This window comes from Mangrovimonas sp. ST2L15, from assembly GCF_001280515.1.
Lineage (GTDB): Bacteria > Bacteroidota > Bacteroidia > Flavobacteriales > Flavobacteriaceae > Mangrovimonas > Mangrovimonas futianensis.
On the sequence record NZ_LBIQ01000031.1, the window covers coordinates 36867 to 58975 of the forward strand.

A 22109-nucleotide genomic window follows, 5' to 3' on the forward strand; every position below is an offset into this window, starting at 1 on the left:
TTAAGACCTAAAAACGGATACAATAGGGAGTGAAACTTGAAAATTTAGCCAAATTTATTTCCCTGCAGAATAGTTTTACGACTACTTCTAAACCGTGAACTTGGCTAAGATTCTTGTTGTGGTGAGGTTGAGAAACAATTTTACCAAGGTTAGGTTCGTGATCTCCACTTTTACTAAGGAAAATCCTCACAATTTTTATATCTTCGGTTTGCTGCTAAATTCTTAACAGATTTTGCTTGTTTGAAGAACTTCATTTACCTTGAAAAGTCACTTTTAAAATACCCTTATGAATAAATTCTTGTTAATTTTTGTTCTACTACCTTTTACAATGCTATTTGGTCAGACATTGAAGTTTGATATGATGGTTACATATGCTATTGACTACAAAACCTCAAATTATGAGTATAGCACCTTTGGAATATCCACAAATGATAATTATCTAATGAATGTTCACAATAATCATGATGGAAGTCAAGATGCAAGTGTTTATGATTTTAAAGCTATGAAAATATATCATTATAAAGTAGCCCATAATACATCCAATAACGGAGATAACATTGATCATTTTGATTTTGTCTACTCTTCTACAAACTCATTTTGTGACTATTTCCCTGAACAATCCTATCATAACAATATTCATTTTGATTTTAAAAAAGTTTCCATTGAGGAAGATAAAGAAACCGTTGATTTAATTTTCTATAAAAACAAAGCCAAAACTAGGTCAAAAAGCAAGTTGGAGTTACAAATATTAAAATCAGAACTTAATTTATTTCCCCTATTTCGCTTTACTTGTTTACATCCTATGGAGTGTATTCAAGACCTTAATTATGACAAATCAGGGCTAGTCCTCTCTGCCATATCAGAAAATGAAACAGAAAAATATACTTTAAAATCCTTTAAGGAGACAAGTTTAGAAATAGTATTACCAAAACAATAAAAACATGCTTGGTTTAAGAACAACAATTTATAAAGTAGGTGACATTCAAAAAGCAACCGAATGGTATACCAAAGCTTTTGAAACTCCCCCCTACTTCAATGAACCCTATTATGTTGGCTTCAATATTGGTGGCTACGAATTGGGACTTCAACCCGAAGAAAACCCCACCACAGATAAAATTGAGAGCGTTGTTTCCTATTGGGGAGTTGACAAAATTAAGGAAGTTTATGATCGCCTCATTCAAATAGGAGCCACAGCACATGAAAAACCATATAATGTGGGAGGCGAATTAATGACAGCTACAGTGAAAGACCCTTTCGGAAATATCATTGGCCTTATTTATAATCCGTATTTTAAAATTTAGAGGATTATAAAGCCATAGAAATAGAAGATCTCTAGAAAATGGGCTTTTGAAAAAACAAAAGATAACCATAAGGTCTTTCCCCTTTTTACTATCTTTATACTAATAATTTCAAATGCTCCTTCTTGGATTTAATCCATTGCCTAGCTTAACCAATCAAGGTTTCAATGAATAAATTATTTCACATATTTAAGGTTGATGTTGAGGAAGCCAACAGAATTGCTGAATTATCTGAAGAGCCGCACAATCATGATTTCGAAGAATTATTAATCGGAATTAAAGGGGAACTAGAGCATTTTATAGATTTCAACACAACACAAACACAAGCCCCATTTGTGAGTTTTGTATCCAAAGGGAAAGTACATAAACTTCTGCCTAAACCACTAAACGGAGATTGCGAAATTTGGGGCATTCGATTTAAAAGTGAATTTATTCCTGAGACCACTTTTCAACTGTATTCACTTTATCACAATCAAGCCAACTTATCTCTGGAGGAAGGCTTTTGTTTTAAGAGATTGGTCACTTTGTGCCAAATGATATATGATGAAACACAACAGGAATTGGTTGACTACGCCATTATTAGACAGTTGTTAGGGGTATTACTTACTATGATTGAGACGGAACGAAAAAAATTGACGCCACCTGATCAAACCATTCAAAAAACACAACACATTTCCTTTGGAAACTTTTTAAATATCCTTGAAGAAAACTTTAGGAGACCAGTGGGAGTGGAATTTTATGCTGAAAAACTTTTTATGTCCTCAAGAAACCTTAACTTGATTTGCCACAATATTATGGAACAAAGTGTTTCTGAAATTATAGAAACCCGTAAGTTGATAGAAGCCAAAAACCTCCTTATTTCTACTGATAAGACCATCTCAGAAATAGCTTATGAGTTGGGCTACAACGAAAACTCCTATTTCTCAAAAGTCTTCAAAAAGAAAGCTGGTCAATCACCAAATGAGTTTCGTGAAGAAATGAAAAGCACCCTTATTTCCTAAAATTACCATTCGTTTACCGAATTGTGTAAGACCACAGGCGCTTGTTGTTTCCATCTTTGCATTGTCAATGTAAAACAAGTAAAAGATGAAAAAAACAATTCTAATTTTAGCAGCCGTATTTTTAATTAATAACCTAACTGCAACAGCACAGTCTGAAAAGCAAATTTGGACCAATGATCCTCCACACTCCCAATTATATTTTACAGTAACACATTTAGGATTTAACGATGTCAGTGGGACTTTTGACAATGCAACCATTAAAGTTAGCGCGTCAAAACCTGATTTTAGCGATGCCACTTTTGAGTTAACAGTTCAAACAAATTCCATTAATACCTTAGTGGAAGCTAGAAACAACCACCTCAAAAGTGCTGATTTTTTTGATGTTGAAAAATTTCCAACATTGACATTTAAAACCACTGAATTAAAAGCAAAAGGAAAAGGAAAATTCAAATTAACAGGGGACTTGACCATGCACGGAGTAACCAAATCAGTTACTCTTGATCTTATCTACAGAGGTCAAACTACCAATCCTATGAGTTCTAAACTTACCACCTCATTTCAGGTGACTGGTGTTATCAAACGATCAGATTTCTCAGTAGGTGACAAATTCCCTGAGGTAATTGTAAGTGATGAAGTAAGAATCAAATTCTCAGGAGAATTTATTCAACCTGACAAACAATAAATCGTCATGCTAGATTTTTTATTAGAGATCTTAAAAGTAAATCAGAGTGCTACAAATATTGATGTGGCACTCTTTATCTTGAGAATAGCAATTGGAATATTAATGCTTCAACATGGGATTCCAAAAGTTAAGAAGCTAATGTCTGGAGAATCCATCCAATTTTTTGCAACCTTTGGTTTAAGTGAGCGTAACTCCCTTAAAATGGCTGCTTTTGTGGAAATATTTTTCTCTATCTGTGTCATTTTAGGCCTAGGAACAACCATCACCGTGATTCCATTATTGTTCACCATGATTATAGCGGCTTTTCATACATTGAAATCTCAACCTTTTGACAAAAAAGAAGTGCCTATTTTATACCTGTTAATTTATGTGGCCCTATGCCTTTCAGGAAGCGGTACATTCTCATTGGATTACCTACTATTCGGACTGAGTTAACTCTAATTTCCTAAAATTACCATTCATTTACCGAAAAGTATAAGATACTAAACACCTAATATTCTGACCTTTGTAATATCAATTTAAAACACATTTAAAATGAAATCAACTCTAAAAACCTTAAGCAAAATAGCAACAGTAGCTTTCGTCTTCATGACCTTTCTTACTAGCTGTTCAAATGACAAAACCACCGAGTTGGAAGAAAAAATAGCCACTTTGGAAGCAGAACTACAAATATATAAGGATGCCGAAGCCATAACCCAAGAACGCTTGGTAGCATTTGATTCTTTGGATTTTGAATTTTATACCAACCAAAAATGGGAAAACTTTAGCCACAGCCATACCGATGATATCGTTGTTTATAATGCTGATGGAAGTATTTCAAAAGGACTGTATCCAAACCACATCAATGACTTAAAACCCATGTTTGTTTTCGCACCAGATACTAAAATAAAAACACATCCCGTAAAATTTGGAACAGGTGACTGGACAGCCGTTATCGGTGAATTAGAAGGGACTTTCACAGAACCAATGCCTATTGGTGATGGAAAAACAATTCCTCCAACTGGAAAAACATTCAAATTAAGAATGGCTACAATCGGACATTGGGATGGTTCAAAAATGACCGAAGAATACCTGTTCTATGATAATCTATCCTTTATGAAACAAATAGGATTGGCTGAATAAATTTAAAATTAATAAAACATCAAATCATGGCAAATACAACATGGGCAATCGACCCAACACATAGTGAAATAGGTTTTAAAGTAAAACACCTTATGATTTCTAATGTCAAAGGGTTCTTTACAAATTATCAAGCTTCTATTGAGGGAGAAGATTTAACCAAATCACCCGTAAATGTGCAAATTGAATCTAGCTCTATAAGTACAAACAATACAGATAGAGACAACCACTTGAAAAGTGCAGATTTCTTTGACACTGAAAACTTCCCTACTATTACCTTTAAAAGTCAATCATTTAAAAAAATAAACGATAACACTTACAAACTTTCGGGAATCCTAACCATTAAGGATGTGAGTAAGGAAATTGAATTGGATGTTGACTACGGTGGAACCAACAAGGATCCTTGGGGTAATGAAAAACTAGCTTTGGAAGTGACTGGAAAAATAAACCGTAAAGACTTCGGACTAAATTGGAATGCAGCTTTGGAAACAGGAGGCGTTTTGGTTGGTGATGAAGTGAAACTTCATGCAGAAGTTCAATTTGTTAAACAGGAGTCCTAACTTTATGAAACGAAAAGAGTTTTTAACATCTTTAGCTTTATTACCTTTAATAGGTTCGACAATGCACTTAAGAGATTTAAATAAAATGACCTCCAACATGAGTAATACAGGCAAAATGCCTGTATTATTCCTGGGTCATGGCAGTCCGATGAATGCCATCGAGGAGAATGAGTTTGTAGAAGGATTTAGAACCATAGGAAGAAGTCTCCAAAAGCCCAACGCCATCCTTTGTGTATCCGCACATTGGGAAACCCGTGGTACCTTCGTAACAGCCATGAACAACCCGAAAACCATCCATGATTTTGGTGGCTTTCCACAGGCTTTGTTTGATGTAGAATATCCCGCTCCTGGTAGTCCAGATTTAGCTTTGGAAACACAAAAACTCATTACCAAAACCCATGTGGAATTAGACCATAAATGGGGTCTGGATCATGGCGCATGGAGTGTAATTAAACATCTGTATCCAAATGCTGATGTACCTGTTATTCAAATGAGTATTGATTATTCCAAGCCAGGTCGTCACCACTATGAATTAGCTCAAGAGTTAAACAGTCTACGCCATAAAGGAGTATTGATTATTGGAAGTGGGAATATGGTGCACAATTTGCGAAAAGTAGCTTGGAACAAACTTCATGAAAACTATGCTTTTGAATGGGCAACTGAAGCCAATGAAACTATGAAAAAGCACATTTTGAATGGGGACCATCAAAAGCTAATCGATTTTAAATCACAAGGTACCGCCTTTGATCTGGCTATTCCAACTCCAGAACATTACATCCCCATGCTTTATGCCTTAGGGCTAAAAGACGAAAACGAAGCCGTCAGGCTATTTAATGATAAAGCCGTGGGAGGTTCTTTAACCATGACTTCGTTTATTGCTGGATAACTTTTAAGAGTAATTAAATTAAATAAAAGATTGGATTACTAAAAAGCTTAGCAAGCTCCGTATTTCTTCCAATTATGAAATATACTATATCTACAATAGGTTCGGCAATCTTACTAACTCCGCTCAAGAAACACATAGGTTTTTGATTCAAAATCCAGAATAACTTGATAAAGACCCGCTATAACGTAAATATCCTCTCCATTTCTCACCAGTTTTCCGTTGGAAGTTCCATCACCTCCCCAAATGTAATCATAACGGTTATCCATTATAAACTTAACACTACCGTCTTCTAATTTCACTTCTTCAAGCACCCATTGGTTGTCATTCAAAGCTGATGCTTCAAACGAGATAGATTTCTCCCAACCTCCAGGAGAAGCAGTTCCCACTAGCCCAATGTTATCAATTTTAACATTCTCTATTGGGGTAACAAGGTTAACCATCTTCTCCCATGTCTTCGTTTGCCATAAAAAATCAGACATAAAAATTCCTAGGAATATAAAAACAAATCCAAAGATTGACACTCTAAATATTTTACGATAAGTAAAGGCATCATAAATGATTAAAGCGATAAGTGGCCCTAGAAAAAAAAGTAAATAACTAAGAATTGTTCCTGCTGCCACAAAGCCAAAAATAACGAGTCTTGTTACTGCAGCTACAGCTAAAACCATTGCACAAAGAAGCATCAACCGCTTATGGATATATGGTTTTTGCCGGTAATAAATTCCTGCTAATCCAAAGACTAATGCTACAAGAAATTTAATGCTTGACTCTCCTATTGCCTCTAATGGCTTTCCTCGCATCTGAGCAGTAAGAACAGCTACAGCTATACCGCTAACAAATGTGGCAATAAGGAAAATGAGGCCAATCCAACCCAGTTTAAAATGCCAATTTCTATATTTTGAAGTATTCATTAGAATGTTTTGAACCAGATAGATCAAAATAAATCCAAAAGAAATAATTCCATGAATAGCGGTAAAGGGAGCCAAAGTGGTAATTGGGGCATTATCAGATGATAAGGTTCTTGTAAAGCCTAAAATGCAAATGATAAATATCCATATTGCAATCGATAGAAAAAAAATGTGGTCAGATTTCTTATTATACATATAATTTCCGCTTTTGTTCTTTAACAAAACCAATCAATACTTTTAATTACTCCTCGTCTCACCCCACGGTATTGTGGACTAACAGGATATCATGACACCGCATTTATTAATTTTTAACTGTAGATTAATTATCCTTTAATGGTTCTATGGCTATTGTAAAACTATGTTCTCTATACACAGATTCCAGCACTGAAAGGTTCTGAAAACTAAAGATTAAACTTTGATCTAGCCCCTCCATCATAAGACACCTCCTTAAAATTAATTATTTTTCACCTGATTATCAAATACTTATACATAATATTATTGAAAGCACCTGTGACGTTTGTTGGAATTTTTGAGGGTTATGAAAAGGAATAAAAATTAAAACTGTTTAAAAAATCATATATTTTTTTTGTTCCTACTCTACTTATTTCACCTATTTGGATTTCAAATCGTATATTTACGGTCAATATGACCATAAGTTGTATTACATACAGCTCACACACTACTAATTTAATAGACACCTTCATGAAGCGGATCATTTTAGCATTCCTATTTCTAGATTAGTTTAAGATTTTCCTTTTTTAAAGAATGTTGAATTGATGACGCTTATTCCAGCGCCGCCAAATCCATAGGTTGTTATCACAAAACTAGCTCTTGCGCCGTAATGCAAGATCTTATCCCCAATTGAATCTGGCACAAAGGCTTCAGAACCCGGATCTAGATATGGAGCCATGGCAAAAACAACAAAAATCCCCGAGTTTGTTAAGGCACCTATCACCATAGCCCATTTAATATGCCAAAGTATGGGTATTCGTACCGAAGCAATTCCCAAAAGAAGGGCACTCATCAAAAGGTAATCAATATGTGCTTGGAGTATGCGTTCGGTATCACCGGGAAAGATTGATTTTACAAAACCCACACCACTGTAAACCCCAATTAATGACCAGGCCAAAAGCAAACCGATAATAATGTAAACCCCTGCACCTCTTAATAATAATTTATCTCCTTTTATCATTATTTCCATTTTATAAAATTAGTTGTGAGCTGGTTTATAAGGGTGTTCTTTGAGTTCAACAATCAAAAATGTAAATGGTTTATCACCAACATTTTCTGTTTTATGGGGTCCTACAGGATTAAAATAAAGTGGCGTTCCCTCTTTAAGTTCCATCACTACAGGTTCTTTCCCTTCATTATGAACCCTTAGTTTCCCATCGGTCATAATGTAAGCAAAGTGGGCAGGATGTGTCACCGGACCAATAATTTCTCCAGGTTCAATGGTGATTTTTACTGATCTCACTAATGTGGTGTCTGCTAATATCTTTATGCCATCAGGATTAAGCTGTTTCCAGTCCTGAGCCAATACAGAAGCACTAAATATCAAAAATGTCATTAATGTAAGAATGTTTGTTTTCATGATGTAAATTTTAATTTTTGTTAATAATTCAATTTGTATTGATCCTTGTTGATTTAAAAGCTAAAATTACCATTCCATCATAACTATACTTTGACTTTCAATCTTCAGTGATCTTACCAATGACCGAAAACTGAAAAACATCTTGTCTGGAATAGTTTCCATTAACATCAAACAAGCGCTTTAAAGGATTATGAATAGTCGCTTAACAAATATGAAGAAAAAGCCTACATATCACCCACACACCATGTTGTAAAGACTGTCAACTTTTTTTTACAACCTATCACTCAGGTTGCAACATGTGTTTCTAATCCTTTACGGATAGATAAAGAATGTACTTTAAGCTTTAGGGAAACCTACTTTCTTAACAAGGTCCTTAAAAGCAGGCTCGTTGTGAAGTGGATAAAATTGAGGCTCGGTTAACAGCCAAGGAATCTCCATATCATGATTGTCGTAAGAATTTTCTAGCCACTCTAATGCTGCTTGTCGTTCACCTAGAGAAGCATAGATAATGGCCACAAAAAAGGAATATGAGCCCGAGTACCCTTTATCCTTCATTTCCTTTAATTCATTTATCAGGGCCATAGCCTTATCCTTTTGTCCCAACTTGGCATAGGAGGCTCCCATCCAACCCAACATCCGGGGATAACGAATACCTTCCAATTCAATAGCTTGTTCAAAAAGAGAAATAGCCTTTTCATATTGACCAGTATTCAAAAACAAAAAACCACTATTATCTAGAGTAAAGTAGTTGCTATAAATTTTCAACCGCTCGTTTGCAAAAGCATTGGCTTCTTGATTTTCACCCAGGAAATATAGAGTTAAAATCATTCGGCTGTTGGGGTAATGTGGATGTTTTCTATTTAATCTATTTGATATCTCAAGAGCCAAGTCATGCTTCTTTACGAAATTTAAAAGATCTACATAAACCGCTAAGGCCTCTGGATAATCTGTAACTATAGCTTTTTTATATTCTTCCTCGGCTTTTTCAAAATCCCAATCTCCAAACACATGAATAAAACCTTTTAAAATATGAACTTGGATTAAATCTGGATCTAACTCTTCAGCTTTTTCTATATATGGCTTAACAATTTTAAAACATTCCATAGGCTGCAAGGAGGCTTCAAAAATACATGCCTTCGATATATAAGTTTGAGCAATCCCTGCATAAGCTAGGGCAAAGCTTGAATCTAGTTCAATCGCTTTATTAAAATACTCGATAGATTTGTCAAGACTGGAAGGAGTATAGATTCTGCGTAGATTCTCTCCTTTTAAATAAAGATCATAGGCCTCAGAATTTTCAGTGATAGCCTGGTCTAAGGTATCCTTCTCAACTCGATTCATTGAAGGGTTAATTAAAAAATAAACTAATAGAAGCGGAATAAAAATTACAGCTGCCCATCCTGCAAATTTCAAATAATTTCCACTTTTGGATTCAAGAGTTTTTTCCATATAAACATGGTCTCTTCTCTCTTTAAAGGTCTTATACTTTACGGCACTGGGTGCGTAGCCGAAAAAATCTATAAAACAAGAGGTAAAATAACTAGGGCTATTAAAACCTACTTTAAATGCCACTTCAGAAACTGTTGCGTTCTCTTTTTTCAAATACTCAAGTCCCCGTTTCAGCCTATATTCCCTTATAAACTGACTAATGGATTGCCCTGTTAGTTTTTGTAATTTGCGATGAAGGTTAGAACGGCTCATCCCAATATTTTGAGCTAATTTTTCAACCCCAAACTGTTCGTTGTTGAGATTTATTTCAACCTCTGTTTCCATTTTTTGAATTAAGGTCGAATTCTCATTTTTTGAAGAACTGTTATGCTTTGAATTTGACTCCATCTTTAACAAAAATAAAAATCTAAATGATTTATAAAAGAATTTACTTACTTCAATCACCTTCCATTTCTAAATAGAACCATCAAATAAACAACGAACTAAACCAAATTTAAACTAACTTTAAAACTCTGTTTATTAAATATTTATACATTCATGATTGCACATAGATTGATTTTCCTATACTTTCTAACCTTTTTCATTCTAATAGGTTGTAAAGACCAGGCCACCCAATCAGAACACAAGACTCTTGATACCAAAACAGCCAAAAAAATTGTGGATCTCACCCATGACTTTTCTCCAGAAACCATTTATTGGGTTACCGCAAAAGAATTTGAACTGGATACTGTCTTTGCAGGTCAAACCGATAACGGGTATTATTACACAGCCAATAATTTTACAACAGCCGAACACGGCGGCACCCATATAGATGCTCCCATTCATTTTGCAAAGGAAAAACAGACCGTTGACCAAATCCCCTTGGAAAACTTGATGGGACCTGCCATCAAAATTGATGCTTCAGATCAAGCCTTTAATAACCCTGATTATCTCGTTTCTATTGATGATTTTAAATCATGGGAAGCTCAGGAAAACATGCAAATTCCAGATGGAAGCATAATAGTCATTTACACTGGTTATGAAAGCTATTACCCTGACAAAAAGAAATATTTAGGTACCGCCCAACGTGGGGATGATGCCGTCAAACAACTTCACTTTCCGGGATTATCACCTGAAGCAGCAACATGGTTGGTAACTGAACGACATATTAAGGCTATCGGACTTGATACTGCCAGTATCGATTACGGTCAGTCCGCAACTTTTGATAGTCATGTGACATTATTATCAGCTAATATTCCTGCCTTTGAAAATCTTACTAACCTTAAAGATTTACCTAGTAGGGGTTTTGAAATTATTGCATTGCCTATGAAAATAAAAGGTGGCAGCGGTGGTCCATTAAGGATTATCGCCTTGTTAGATTCCAATTAGCAGAAAGTTCATTCAGCAAGGAATAAAACAAGATATATCGTCATTAATAAATTCGTGACATTAAGAAATATCCTTCAAGCTCAATCTGAGGATTTCTTTAAAAATAGTATCTTTAGCCAACTGCTAAAAACACTATAATTACCAAACTAACCGATGAGAGTACTACTTTTCCTGAGTCTTTTTTTATTCAATTTATCAATCATTCAAGCCCAAGCTATTTTAGAAGATGAACGTTATGTTCCAGAAACCAATTCCTTGGTATTAGAAAAACTGGATCAATGGCAGGACCTTAAGTTTGGCCTACTAATGCATTGGGGCCCCTACAGTCAGTGGGGAGTTGTTGAATCGTGGTCTATTTGCCCCGAAGATTATGGTTGGTGTGAACGAAAAAAGGGACAACATCCAGATAATTATTACGAATACAAAAAAGAATATGAAGGCCTAAAAACAACATTCAATCCGGTAAAATTTGATCCAGATAAATGGGCTCAAGCTGCCCAAGAAGCAGGGATGCGCTATATGGTTTTCACTACCAAACACCATGATGGTTTCTCGATGTTTGATTCCAAATACACCGATTACAAAGTAACAGACTCGGCTTGTGCCTTTAGTACCAACCCCAAAGCAAATATTACCAAAGAAGTTTTTGAATCCTTTCGAGACAAAAACCTGTGGGTAGGTGCTTATTTTTCAAAGCCAGATTGGCATCATGAAAGCTACTGGTCTCCATACTGGCCACCTCAAGACCGAAACGTAAATTATGACCCAGCACTTTACCCTGAAAAGTGGGAAGAATATGTTCAATATACCCATAATCAATTGATGGAATTACTTACCAACTATGGAGATGTGGACATTATTTGGCTTGATGGCGGTTGGGTCAAAAAAAGAGACCAACAAAATATTGATAAAAACTATGAAGAAAAGTTTTCAGAAAACGAAGCTAAAAACGGGTTCATTAAACATCGCGTTGTTTCCCAAGATATCAGAATGGATGAATTGGTAGAGAAAGCCCGTGAAAAGCAACCTGGTTTGATTGTGGTAGATCGAGCAGTTTATGGAAAAAATCAAAATTATTTGACTCCAGAAAATAGAGTACCAGAAAAAGAACTTCCCTACCCTTGGGAATCCTGTATCATTTCAGGAGGAGGCTGGTCCTATACACCAGATGCCAAATACATGAGTGGTCATGAAGGGGTACAAATGTTAGTAGATATTGTGGCAAAAGGAGGAAATCTGTTGCTCAACATAGCGCCTTCCCCAGAAGGAGAATGGCAAGAAGGTGCCTACCGATTACTTAACGATTATAAGGACTGGATGGCCATAAACAGTGAAGCCATTTACAACAGTCATACGTTGGCTCCTTACAAAGAAAACAATATTTGTATGACACAGCAGAAGAATGGAAATACCTATTTCTTCTATATGACGAACGAGGGTGAAACCCAAATGCCTTCATCCATTACCTTCAATTCGCACCAACCTATCGAGGGAGCTACGGTCACACTTTTAGGAAGTAAAAACCCCCTTCAATGGGAGAAATTGGGTTCGGGATTTAAAGTATTTATCCCAAAAAGCCTACAAAATAAACCTCCTAGTAAATTTGTTTGGACTATTAAGGTTTCACAATTAAAACAATAACTTTCTCGTTAGGAATTATGATTTTTCAAAAGATACTTAAGTCCGTTTCATTAGTAACCCTATGCCTTTTCTTAGTTAGATGTGACACAACACCAAACCAAAAAAGGGAATCAGAACCTGTGGAGCAACCTGACCAGGGTGCGACCTTCGCCTTAGGCCAAAAGGAATTTCTTCTCAACGGAAGTCCTTTTCAAATCATTTCTGGAGAAATTCATTATGCCCGAGTGCCAAAAAAATATTGGCGTCATCGCATACAGATGGCCAAAGCGATGGGATGTAATACCATTGCTACCTATGTATTTTGGAATTATCACGAAGTAGAAAAGGGTCTTTTTGATTTCACATCAGAAAACCATGACCTAGAAGCGTTCATTCAGATTGTTAAAGAAGAAGGACTATACATGCTTTTTAGACCAGGTCCTTATGTTTGCGGCGAATGGGATTTGGGTGGTATTCCCCCTTACCTGTTGAGTATCCCAGATATCAAATTGCGATGTAGTGACCCTAGGTATATGGAGGCTGTAGAAAGATATATTAAAACCATATCTCAAATCGCTAAACCTCATCTGATTACTAATGGGGGCCCTATCATTATGCTTCAAATAGAAAATGAATATGGTAGTTACGGCAACGACAGAGCCTACTTAGAAACCATTAAAAACCTGTGGGATAGCCACGGTATCGATGTACCATATTATACCTCAGATGGACCAGCCAACTTTGCTTTGGAAGCCGGTACTTTAACTGGTGTGGCAGTTGGGCTTGATCCCGGTGCTAATGAACACAATTTTAATTTGGCGTATGATATGAATCCAGATGTTCCAGTCTTCAGTTCTGAAACTTATCCAGGTTGGTTAACCCATTGGAAAGAAAGCTGGATTAAACGCGATACCACTTATTTGCTCCATGAAGTCAAATATTTAATGGACAACAAGCTGTCATTTAACTTCTACGTACTTCACGGCGGCACTAATTTTGGTTTTACGGCTGGAGCCAATTCGGGAGGTACGGGATATGAACCAGATGTTACTAGCTACGATTATGATGCACCCATTAACGAACAGGGACAACCAACTCTTAAATACCACGCCTTAAGAGATTTGATTGCATCTTATAAAAAGGATTCCACAAGCATTTCTCCTATTCCCAAAGAGATTGAAAGCATGACGGTGCCAGAAATAAAGATGGAAGCTTTCTCTTCAATTTGGAATGAACTACCCGATCCTAATATTTCTGTTCAACCCAAACCCTTTGAAGCATACAATCATTATTATGGATTTGCAATCTATAAAACAACTTTGGTGGGACGAAAACATGGGGAGTTAATAATTACAGACCTACATGATTATGCCACGGTATTTCTGGATGAAACCTTTATTGGTACTATTGATCGATCAAAAGGAGAAAAGACCATTACCATTCCACAAGTGGAAAATCAAAACCCGGTATTGGAAATTTTGGTTGAAGGAATGGGGCGTATCAATTTTGGTGAAAAGCTCATTGACCGAAAAGGAATTACAGAAAGGGTTTCTTTAGATGGCCGAACATTGATGAATTGGGAAGTCTATTGTTTACCTATGGATACACCTTATCTTACCAATTTAAAGAAGACTGCTAACACATCAAAACCAGGGCTTTTCTTTAAAGGGCAATTCCATTTAGATCAACCTGCCGACACTTATTTAAACCTATCAAATTACCAAAAAGGTATCGTTTGGGTTAATGGTCACAATTTGGGTAGATACTGGAACGTGGGACCTCAATTTACCCTTTATTGCCCAGAACCATTCCTAAAAAAAGGAGCTAACGAGATTCTAATTTTCGATTTACACCAACTTGAACCCAAGACGGTAAAAGGCATCAAAACCCTCAATGACTAATTATGAACATGTCTAAATTTTTGTATAATTCTGTACCCTGTATTACATCTTTCTTTCTTGGCATATTACTAATAAGTTGCCATAACAGTGAAAAATCTCCTGAGGACATCACCCCTAATCAAGTGGTTCCTACCCAACTTCAAATAGATTATCAAAAAATGGAGGTCATTGGATTTGTTCATTTCACTACCAATACTTTTACAGGCAAGGAATGGGGCTATGGAGATGAAAAGCCAAGTATTTTTAATCCAACTCAGTTGGATGCCGAACAATGGGTATTGACTGCCAAGGAAGCTGGAATAAAAGAATTAATATTGACAGCAAAACACCATGATGGCTTTTGCCTTTGGCCTAGTAAGTTTACAGAACACAGCATCAAAAACAGTCCGTATAAAGATGGGAAAGGCGATATTGTAAAGGAGTTTGTCGAAGCCTGCAAAAAGCATGGAATGAAAGCTGGCTTATATTTATCTCCATGGGATAGAAATCATGCTTCCTATGGAAAGTCAGAGTATATCGACTATTACAAAAAGCAATTAGAAGAACTTTTATCCAATTATGGAGAACTCAATGAGATTTGGTTTGATGGAGCCAATGGTGGAGATGGTTATTATGGGGGTGCTAATGAGATGAGAAAAATAGATAGCCAATCCTATTATCCTTGGAAGGAGATTTTCTCTTTGGCAAAAACTCTTCAACCCCAAATAAAAATTTTTTCTGATATGGGTCCTGATGTCCATTGGATTGGAAATGAACAGGGATTTGCTGGTGACCCATTTTGGTCTACCATATCTACAGACAAACTGGTTGTAGGACATTCAGACACTTCTTATTTAAATACTGGAGATCCTGAAGGAAATCAATGGATTGTTGGGCAATGTGATGTTTCCATAAGACCGGGATGGTTTTACCATCAAGAGGAAGACCAATCAGTTAAGTCTCCGGAAGAGCTTATGGAGATCTATTATAAATCGGTAGGGCGAAATGCCATCCTGCTTTTAAACATCCCTCCAGACCAAAGAGGATTATTCCATGAAAATGACATTCAAACCCTTAAATCCTGGAAGCATTTACTGGATACCACTTTTGAGACCAATTTAGCTAAGAATGCCTCCATTTCAGCATCAAATTATCGGGTTAGCCATGAAAAATTTGAGCCAAATAATCTTATAGACTCCAACAAAACAAATTATTGGGCCACTGACGATAGCATTCAGAGTGCTGAATTAACTATTAAACTACCACAGAAAACTCGGTTTGATATTATCCAGGTACAAGAACCGATTCAATTTGGTCAACGTATTGAAGAATTTGATATTCAAATTGAAAAAGATGGTACCTGGCAAACCATTTTCAAAGGCACAACCATTGGCTATAAAAGAATTGCTAAAGTAGAACCGACTGAAGCTTCTAAAATCAGATTACGCATCTTAAAATCAAACAACACCATAGCCCTTTCAAATATTGAGGTCTATCAATCGGGAACCAAATAAATAGCATAATGAACCAGAAACATTTCCTCTTTAAATTAATTGCCATAGGAACCGTCTGTCTAGGTCTTATAACATGCCAAAAGGACAACCAAACATTGGTTTATAAAAACCCCAATGCACCTATTGAAGAGCGAGTAGATGATTTGTTATCCAGAATGACTTTGGAGGAAAAATTCTGGCAACTTTTTATGATTCCTGGAGATTTGTCAGATGGAAAGGAAAAATACAAACACGGCATTTTTGGTTTCCAAGTGGCTACAAAAAGCACTACTTCCAATGAATCTGAGCAACTTTTAGATTATTCTGAAGGCGGGACCGCCCTAAATACCGCTGAACTGATAAACGACATTCAAAAGTACTTTGTTGAAGAAACTCGACTAGGCATACCCATCATTCCTTTTGATGAAGCGCTACATGGTTTAATAAGAAAAGAAGCCACAGCATTTCCCCAAGCTATAGGAATTGCTGCCTCTTTCAACACCCAATTAATGGATACTGTTGCAGCGGCCATAGCGACGGAAGTGCGGTCTAGGGGGATTCGTCAAAATTTATCTCCTGTAATTAATATAGCTAGAGATGTTCGCTGGGGTCGTGTGGAAGAAACTTATGGAGAAGACCCCTTTCTAACCTCCAAAATGGCCGTATCATACATTTCAGCTTTTGAAAAAAGAGGGGTTATTGCCACACCCAAACACTTTATCTCTAACGTGGGCGATGGAGGACGGGACTCCTACCCCATTCATTATAACCAAAGGCTTTTAGAGGAAATTTACTTACCCGCTTTTAAGGCCAGTATTCTGGAGGCAGGTGCTAGTTCCATTATGACAGCATACAATTCTGTAGATGGTACACCAGCCACATCAAACAATTGGCTACTTCAAGAAAAATTAAAAACAGAATGGGGTTTTGATGGATTTGTCATTTCAGATGCTGGGGCTACAGGTGGAGCCAATGTGCTACATTTCACATCTAAAGACTACGCTGAATCTACCAAACAAGCCATTGAAGGTGGTTTAGACGTGATATTTCAAACTTCCTATGACCATTATCCGTTATTCTTTGAGGCCTTTGAAAAAGGTATGATCGATGAATCATCTATCGATAAGGCTGTAAAACGGGTTCTAAAGGCTAAATTCAAACTTGGTCTATTTGAAAATCCCTATGTGGATATAGAACCTAAGAAAAAAGATAGTGCCTTCTCGCAACATAGACAATTAGCTAAATTAGCAGCTCAGGAATCCATCGTTTTACTTAAAAATGAATCTCAAGCACTTCCTCTCAGTAAAAATATTAAGTCCGTTGCTGTTATTGGTCCCGAAGCTAAGGAAGCTCGTTTAGGTGGTTATTCTGGACCTGGAAATAAACCTGTGAGTATTTTAGAAGGAATACAACATGTAGCAAGTCAAAATATTACTATTAATTATTCCAAAGGAGTCGAAAGAATTTCAGAGTCGTTTGTAACCATTCCAAAAGAAAATTTATCCCATGTCAAAAATGGAAAGCAAGCATCTGGTTTAGAAGCGGAGTATTTCAATAACATTACTCTAGAGGGCTCTCCTACTCTTTCCAGAACCGACGATAATATCGATTTTAGATGGACGCTTTTTTCTCCTGATCAACAAAAAATAAACCCAGACTATTATTCCGCTCGTTGGAAAGGCAATTTAATTGCTCCACAGTCGGGACCAATAGAGATTGGTTTCAAGGGAGATGACGGCTATCGTTTATATATCAATGATGAATTGGTTATTGACAACTGGAAAAAGCAAACAGTACAGCAAATAACAACACCTTACCATTTTGAAAAAGGTCAAAGCTATGATCTTAAGGTTGAGTTCTTCTCCACTACTGGGAATGTCTGGTTTAAAATGATTTGGAATGCAGGAATAGATAATGATTGGGAAGATGGAATCTCTAAAGCAGTGGCCCAAGCTAAAAAATCGGATGTTGCCTTAGTTTGTGTGGGTATAGAAGAAGGTGAATTTCGTGATCGCGCCTTTTTATCTTTACCAGGCCACCAAGAAGAACTTATCAAACAAGTAGCATCTACTGGTAAACCTACAATAGTTATTTTAGTTGGTGGCAGCGCTATCACCATGGAAAATTGGCAACATGAAGTTGATGCCATTTTGGATGTGTGGTATCCCGGAGATGAAGGTGGGAACGCCATCGCCGAAACCCTTTTTGGAAACTATAATCCAGCTGGAAGGCTTCCAATCACATTTCCTATTCATGAATCACAACTCCCCTTATATTACAACCACAAACCAACGGGACGGGGAGATGATTATTTGAATCTTACAGGAAAACCATTGTACCCCTTCGGATTTGGTTTGAGCTATACACAATTTGAATATAGCAATCTCCAATTTGACAAAGACACCCTTACTACGTCTGAAAACTGCCTTGTTACATTTAAGGTGACCAATACAGGTCCTTATGATGGTGACGAAGTCGTTCAACTTTATATAAAAGACGAATATGCTTCCGTAGCAAGACCAATTATGGAACTAAAGGGCTTTCAACGTATTCACTTAAAAAAAGGAGAAACCAAGGAGGTTTCTTTTGAAATTACTCCTAATCTTTTAACGATGCTAGACAAGAACTTAAAATCGGTTGTAGAACCTGGCGATTTCAGGATCATGATAGGTTCATCAAGTCTTGATATCAAATTACGATCTATCTTAACAGTAAAATAAGGCCTTGATAGCGTATTATTTAAAAATAGTATCTTGATTAAAATTCATTAACAACAAGATTATCAAGTAAACTCTAACCAACTATGAGAAAACTTTCTGTTATTGCCGGCATCAGCTATTTTATTATATTTTTCGCAGCCATTTTTGCTAATTTTTTTGTGTTAGAATCCATTTCCAAAGCCCCGTTGGTGGCCATACAAGAAAATGATTTGATGGTTCGATTTGGAATCATGGCATTTATTTTAACAGTAGTATTTGACGTGGTTGTAGCTTGGGCGCTTTATGAGCTATACAAAAATCATGTCCTTTCCAGTTTGAGCACCTTATTTAGAATGATGCATGCCGCAGTAATGGGCGTAGCCATTTACGCGTTGGTATTAAGCTTAAAATCAAATAATGAAGCCGACATTCTATTTCAAGTATCCACCTTCAATACCATTTGGCTTATTGGACTTTTCTTTTTTGGAATCCACCTTATTCTATTATCTCGAATCCTTAAAAAGCCAAAGTTCATTGCTTGGTTTTTGATCATTGCTGGAATAATGTATATAGTAGATACATCAGCCCATTTTTTACTAGCCAATTATGATTCCTACAACAACATTTTTCTAATGTTGGTAGCCATACCAAGTATTATTGGTGAAATGTCTTTTGCTGTATGGCTACTAAGAAAGAAGTCGTTTTGACAGAAAATAATGATGATGCTACACAACATAAATTGAAAATTGTCTTGGTAAAAGCACCTCAATATATTCCATATGAATATTTAAATCATCTTATCAACTTAAAATTTGTATACAAACCATGAATAAAAAGCAAAGACTAAACATCTTCAGGGTTTTCCTTTTCGCTGGAACCATCATCTCCCTATATTTTGTTCCCTGGATTTTAGTAAAAGCGTGGATACTTCCGTTACCTAAAACAATTGATGAGCAAATAAACCAATCTATTGAGCAGGGATTTGAAGGTATGATAGTATATGTTGACGAAGCAGGAAAGCAGCCTGTAACCTATACAGGAGGTTTTAAGAATAGAGAACAACAAGTACCAACTGATCCAGATGCTTTGTTTAAAATTGCTAGTATCAGCAAGTTATATGATGCTGTTGCTGTGACGAAATTGGTAGGTAAAGGTCAGTTATCTTTAGATGCAACATTGGCAGAGTTTCTACCAGAGCTTGTTGGTAAAATAGAACATGCAGAAACAATCACTTTACGATTGATGATCCAACACCGAAGTGGCATTCCTAATTTTACAGATACACCTGACTTTTGGGCACATCCAACAACCTCTTTTGAAGAAAGTTTAGCATTAATTGAAGGAAAACCTGCAAATTTTAAACCCGGTAATAAGTATGAATATTGCAATACAAATTACTTATTAATAAACAAAATTATGGATGATGTGTTGGGATATCCTAATTTTCAATTTATCCAAGAAGAAATTCTAAACCCATTACAATTGCATAATACATTTAGTTCAGCGAATGAGGTAAATATTAACAACGTAATGGGTGGTTATCATGTTGGGTATCCTCATGATTTAAAAAACAATGATTTCGGAATGCATGCAACAGCAGAAGATGTTGGTAAGTTTATCAGAGCCTTAAATGAGGGTACTGTTTTTAAAAATGATGAAAAAGAAATATACGCTTCTATTTATGAATTTGAACATTCAGGTTGGGTGCCGGGTTACCAAAGTTTTGCTCACTATTATGAAGATATAGATACGGTTGTGGTTTGTTTTTATAACACCACCGACCCTAAGCTACTCTATTGGAACCTATCAGAAATTATTAATAAAAGAATTTTTAAGATCCTTAAAAAGAAGAACAAAACGAATTGAATCAACTAAATAGGGAATTCAATAAAAACTCCTTTAAATCTGAAGTGTTCAACTGAATTCTATTTAAAATATTTTATTATCAAATCGTCAAGATTTTAAAGAAAAGCTAACTGTGGTCAACATAGCGCTTAATACTTTTTAAGCATAAACTCGATATACCGAACAAGAGAGATTATGAGGTTATTTCTACCTGTCCCTTCTTCCTGAAACTTATTTAGAGTTGATTCATCCAGCATTCTTCCCTTGATAAAAACGATTGAAGGTTGTTTTAATGCGCTTAAGTCATTCAATGGATTGTTCTTTAGCAGTAATAAGTTAGCCGTTTTCCCCGTTTCGATCGTTCCTAAATTCCTCATAAAATCATGGGTCTCAGCAGGGTTGATAGTGGCTGTTTCAAGCACTTCAAAATTAGACAATCCAGCTTCTGAATAAAACTGAAGTTCTTGATGGATAGAAGACCCTGGGACTGTTACTCCGATGCCTGCATCAGTGCCGCAAATGATACTAACCCCAGCACGATTCAGTTTGTTTAAAGCCAAAAGATGAAAGTTATGCTGCGCCTCAATTTTACCAACTATGGAATCATTTCTATTTTTTTCTGAAGCCCATCTGTCATATTGAGCTTGACTATCTACTTTTCTTATTAGTGGATTCACCCCATTTAAATCCTGAGATTTTAAAATTTCATCATCCAGTAACATTCTATGAATATTATGATAAACCGTCAATGTTGGACAAAAAGATGTGTTTTCAGCTTCTTTAAATGATGCAACCACCTCATTCAATTTTAAAGTATCCAAGGTATAGTTTAAAGGCTGCTGTACAATATCTTCAGCATGCTCTATGGAAACTATAGGTGATTTAAAATGATACCTATAATCAACTAGATTAGAAGGATGGGCGACGATATCTAAATCATTCAGCTCTGCTTCCTCCATAATGATATCAAAGTATTCTTGAGGTAAGCCATAATAGGTCTTTATAAAATCATATCCTTTTTCTTTTGTACTTCTTACCACTTCTCGAGCTTCTTCAGCACTAAACAATTGGTAATTATCATCACCTATAAATTCTGGTCCTGTCAGTTTAGGACCACTAGTAAAAAACAACGGACTATATATCTCATCATCCTCTATGGCCTCCTTCATTCTTAGGTGCATGGGTTGTCCCCATAGGTTTCTGACCGTGGTAATACCATTTGCTAAATACAATCCGAGCTCATATTCATCCCAAACGTGTACATGCATATCTATCAAACCAGGCATTAAAAATTGATTTGTTCCATCTATAATGGTCACTTCATCAAGGTCTATGTCATCTTCTATTTGGGTAATAATTCCTTTCTGTACTAAAACTGATTTATTGTTCATGACCGTATCCATGGTCATGGGAATGAGGTTGACATTTTTGATAAGAATTTTTTGGTCACTTTCTACGACATCTTTAGGTATGTGTAAATAGGATGTTTTTTGCCCATCAATTAAAAAAACACCTAAAATGATTAGAAATAAAATACCGATAATGACACCTATAACTTGGAAGATTCTTTTGATGAACCTCATAACTTTTAAAGAATTTGGGATTACCTTTTTAAACCAAACAACCATTGATACTTTGTGCCTAGTTTTCAGAAAAAATAATCATAAGTTGAAGTAAATTTAGCACATACTTTAGTAACTTGAAACTCAA

At 36.0% G+C, this 22109-nt stretch carries 20 protein-coding genes; 15 read left to right on the forward strand and 5 right to left on the reverse strand.

Annotation, left to right across the window (positions count from 1 at the left end; genetic code table 11):
- Positions 1-286: 286 nt before the first annotated feature.
- From ZA07_RS12775 to ygiD, 8 genes are all read left to right on the forward strand, one after another.
- The gene (locus ZA07_RS12775; RefSeq protein WP_157492146.1) at positions 287-937 is read left to right on the forward strand and encodes a hypothetical protein; all 651 of its coding nucleotides are present in this window, start codon (positions 287-289) and stop codon (positions 935-937) included.
- A 4-nt stretch (positions 938-941) separates the two neighbouring features.
- Positions 942-1301 carry a VOC family protein gene (locus ZA07_RS12780; RefSeq protein WP_053972164.1) on the forward strand — a complete coding sequence of 120 codons (360 nt, stop codon included), beginning with the start codon at positions 942-944 and terminating at the stop codon, positions 1299-1301.
- Positions 1302-1465: 164 nt separating this feature from the next.
- Entirely contained in the window at positions 1466-2299 is an 834-nt protein-coding gene (locus tag ZA07_RS12785; RefSeq protein ID WP_053972165.1) for an AraC family transcriptional regulator, read from the forward strand.
- An 85-nt stretch (positions 2300-2384) separates the two neighbouring features.
- Positions 2385-2981, forward strand: coding sequence for a YceI family protein (locus ZA07_RS12790; protein WP_053972166.1), 597 nt, complete (start codon positions 2385-2387; stop codon positions 2979-2981).
- A gap of 6 nt (positions 2982-2987) precedes the next feature.
- The gene (locus ZA07_RS12795) at positions 2988-3416 is read left to right on the forward strand and encodes a DoxX family protein (RefSeq protein ID WP_053972167.1); all 429 of its coding nucleotides are present in this window, start codon (positions 2988-2990) and stop codon (positions 3414-3416) included.
- 99 nt (positions 3417-3515) lie between these two features.
- Positions 3516-4103 carry an ester cyclase gene (locus ZA07_RS12800; protein WP_053972168.1) on the forward strand — a complete coding sequence of 196 codons (588 nt, stop codon included), beginning with the start codon at positions 3516-3518 and terminating at the stop codon, positions 4101-4103.
- 26 nt (positions 4104-4129) lie between these two features.
- On the forward strand, positions 4130-4660 hold the full coding sequence (locus tag ZA07_RS12805) for a YceI family protein (RefSeq protein ID WP_053972169.1): 531 nt from the start codon (positions 4130-4132) through the stop codon (positions 4658-4660).
- Positions 4661-4664: 4 nt separating this feature from the next.
- Entirely contained in the window at positions 4665-5546 is an 882-nt protein-coding gene (gene ygiD, locus ZA07_RS12810) for a 4,5-DOPA dioxygenase extradiol (protein ID WP_082316602.1), read from the forward strand.
- 113 nt (positions 5547-5659) lie between these two features.
- Here the strand turns inward: ygiD and ZA07_RS12815 are convergent, their stop codons facing one another.
- The 4 genes from ZA07_RS12815 to ZA07_RS12830 form a co-directional block, all read right to left on the reverse strand.
- Complete coding sequence (locus ZA07_RS12815; RefSeq protein WP_053972170.1) at positions 5660-6649, reverse strand: hypothetical protein; 990 nt, start codon at positions 6647-6649, stop codon at positions 5660-5662.
- Between the two features lie 547 nt (positions 6650-7196).
- Positions 7197-7646 (reverse strand): hypothetical protein, encoded by a 450-nt coding sequence (locus ZA07_RS12820; RefSeq protein ID WP_157492147.1) that lies wholly within the window; start codon positions 7644-7646, stop codon positions 7197-7199.
- Positions 7647-7664: 18 nt separating this feature from the next.
- On the reverse strand, positions 7665-8045 hold the full coding sequence (locus ZA07_RS12825; protein ID WP_053972172.1) for a cupin domain-containing protein: 381 nt from the start codon (positions 8043-8045) through the stop codon (positions 7665-7667).
- A gap of 336 nt (positions 8046-8381) precedes the next feature.
- Entirely contained in the window at positions 8382-9818 is a 1437-nt protein-coding gene (locus ZA07_RS12830; protein WP_197276737.1) for a tetratricopeptide repeat protein, read from the reverse strand.
- A gap of 213 nt (positions 9819-10031) precedes the next feature.
- Between ZA07_RS12830 and ZA07_RS12835 the strand changes: the two genes are divergently transcribed.
- The 7 genes from ZA07_RS12835 to ZA07_RS12865 all read left to right on the forward strand — a co-directional run bounded on the left by ZA07_RS12835 (position 10032) and on the right by ZA07_RS12865 (position 20420).
- On the forward strand, positions 10032-10862 hold the full coding sequence (locus ZA07_RS12835) for a cyclase family protein (protein WP_053972174.1): 831 nt from the start codon (positions 10032-10034) through the stop codon (positions 10860-10862).
- A 153-nt stretch (positions 10863-11015) separates the two neighbouring features.
- Complete coding sequence (locus ZA07_RS12840; protein WP_053972175.1) at positions 11016-12503, forward strand: alpha-L-fucosidase; 1488 nt, start codon at positions 11016-11018, stop codon at positions 12501-12503.
- Between the two features lie 17 nt (positions 12504-12520).
- Positions 12521-14383 carry a glycoside hydrolase family 35 protein gene (locus tag ZA07_RS12845; protein WP_082316603.1) on the forward strand — a complete coding sequence of 621 codons (1863 nt, stop codon included), beginning with the start codon at positions 12521-12523 and terminating at the stop codon, positions 14381-14383.
- Between the two features lie 8 nt (positions 14384-14391).
- Positions 14392-15876, forward strand: a complete 1485-nt coding sequence (locus tag ZA07_RS12850; protein ID WP_053972176.1) for an alpha-L-fucosidase — start codon at positions 14392-14394, stop codon at positions 15874-15876.
- Positions 15877-15884: 8 nt separating this feature from the next.
- Positions 15885-18575, forward strand: coding sequence for a glycoside hydrolase family 3 protein (locus ZA07_RS12855; RefSeq protein ID WP_053972177.1), 2691 nt, complete (start codon positions 15885-15887; stop codon positions 18573-18575).
- Between the two features lie 83 nt (positions 18576-18658).
- Positions 18659-19261, forward strand: coding sequence for a DUF4386 domain-containing protein (locus ZA07_RS12860; protein ID WP_053972178.1), 603 nt, complete (start codon positions 18659-18661; stop codon positions 19259-19261).
- 118 nt (positions 19262-19379) lie between these two features.
- Positions 19380-20420 (forward strand): serine hydrolase, encoded by a 1041-nt coding sequence (locus ZA07_RS12865; protein WP_053972179.1) that lies wholly within the window; start codon positions 19380-19382, stop codon positions 20418-20420.
- Positions 20421-20548: 128 nt separating this feature from the next.
- Here the strand turns inward: ZA07_RS12865 and ZA07_RS12870 are convergent, their stop codons facing one another.
- Positions 20549-21982 (reverse strand): amidohydrolase family protein, encoded by a 1434-nt coding sequence (locus ZA07_RS12870; protein WP_053972205.1) that lies wholly within the window; start codon positions 21980-21982, stop codon positions 20549-20551.
- Positions 21983-22109 lie beyond the last annotated feature (127 nt).

Bases quoted from the DNA above. Each gene is read 5' to 3' on its own strand.
- ZA07_RS12775 (WP_157492146.1), top strand. From the start codon at position 287: ATGAATAAATTCTTGTTAATTTTTGTTCTACTACCTTTTACAATGCTA.
- ZA07_RS12780 (WP_053972164.1), top strand. From the start codon at position 942: ATGCTTGGTTTAAGAACAACAATTTATAAAGTAGGTGACATTCAAAAA.
- ZA07_RS12785 (WP_053972165.1), top strand. From the start codon at position 1,466: ATGAATAAATTATTTCACATATTTAAGGTTGATGTTGAGGAAGCCAAC.
- ZA07_RS12790 (WP_053972166.1), top strand. From the start codon at position 2,385: ATGAAAAAAACAATTCTAATTTTAGCAGCCGTATTTTTAATTAATAAC.
- ZA07_RS12795 (WP_053972167.1), top strand. From the start codon at position 2,988: ATGCTAGATTTTTTATTAGAGATCTTAAAAGTAAATCAGAGTGCTACA.
- ZA07_RS12800 (WP_053972168.1), top strand. From the start codon at position 3,516: ATGAAATCAACTCTAAAAACCTTAAGCAAAATAGCAACAGTAGCTTTC.
- ZA07_RS12805 (WP_053972169.1), top strand. From the start codon at position 4,130: ATGGCAAATACAACATGGGCAATCGACCCAACACATAGTGAAATAGGT.
- ygiD (WP_082316602.1), top strand. From the start codon at position 4,665: ATGAAACGAAAAGAGTTTTTAACATCTTTAGCTTTATTACCTTTAATA.
- ZA07_RS12815 (WP_053972170.1), bottom strand. From the start codon at position 6,649: ATGTATAATAAGAAATCTGACCACATTTTTTTTCTATCGATTGCAATA.
- ZA07_RS12820 (WP_157492147.1), bottom strand. From the start codon at position 7,646: ATGATAAAAGGAGATAAATTATTATTAAGAGGTGCAGGGGTTTACATT.
- ZA07_RS12825 (WP_053972172.1), bottom strand. From the start codon at position 8,045: ATGAAAACAAACATTCTTACATTAATGACATTTTTGATATTTAGTGCT.
- ZA07_RS12830 (WP_197276737.1), bottom strand. From the start codon at position 9,818: ATGGAAACAGAGGTTGAAATAAATCTCAACAACGAACAGTTTGGGGTT.
- ZA07_RS12835 (WP_053972174.1), top strand. From the start codon at position 10,032: ATGATTGCACATAGATTGATTTTCCTATACTTTCTAACCTTTTTCATT.
- ZA07_RS12840 (WP_053972175.1), top strand. From the start codon at position 11,016: ATGAGAGTACTACTTTTCCTGAGTCTTTTTTTATTCAATTTATCAATC.
- ZA07_RS12845 (WP_082316603.1), top strand. From the start codon at position 12,521: ATGATTTTTCAAAAGATACTTAAGTCCGTTTCATTAGTAACCCTATGC.
- ZA07_RS12850 (WP_053972176.1), top strand. From the start codon at position 14,392: ATGTCTAAATTTTTGTATAATTCTGTACCCTGTATTACATCTTTCTTT.
- ZA07_RS12855 (WP_053972177.1), top strand. From the start codon at position 15,885: ATGAACCAGAAACATTTCCTCTTTAAATTAATTGCCATAGGAACCGTC.
- ZA07_RS12860 (WP_053972178.1), top strand. From the start codon at position 18,659: ATGAGAAAACTTTCTGTTATTGCCGGCATCAGCTATTTTATTATATTT.
- ZA07_RS12865 (WP_053972179.1), top strand. From the start codon at position 19,380: ATGAATAAAAAGCAAAGACTAAACATCTTCAGGGTTTTCCTTTTCGCT.
- ZA07_RS12870 (WP_053972205.1), bottom strand. From the start codon at position 21,982: ATGAGGTTCATCAAAAGAATCTTCCAAGTTATAGGTGTCATTATCGGT.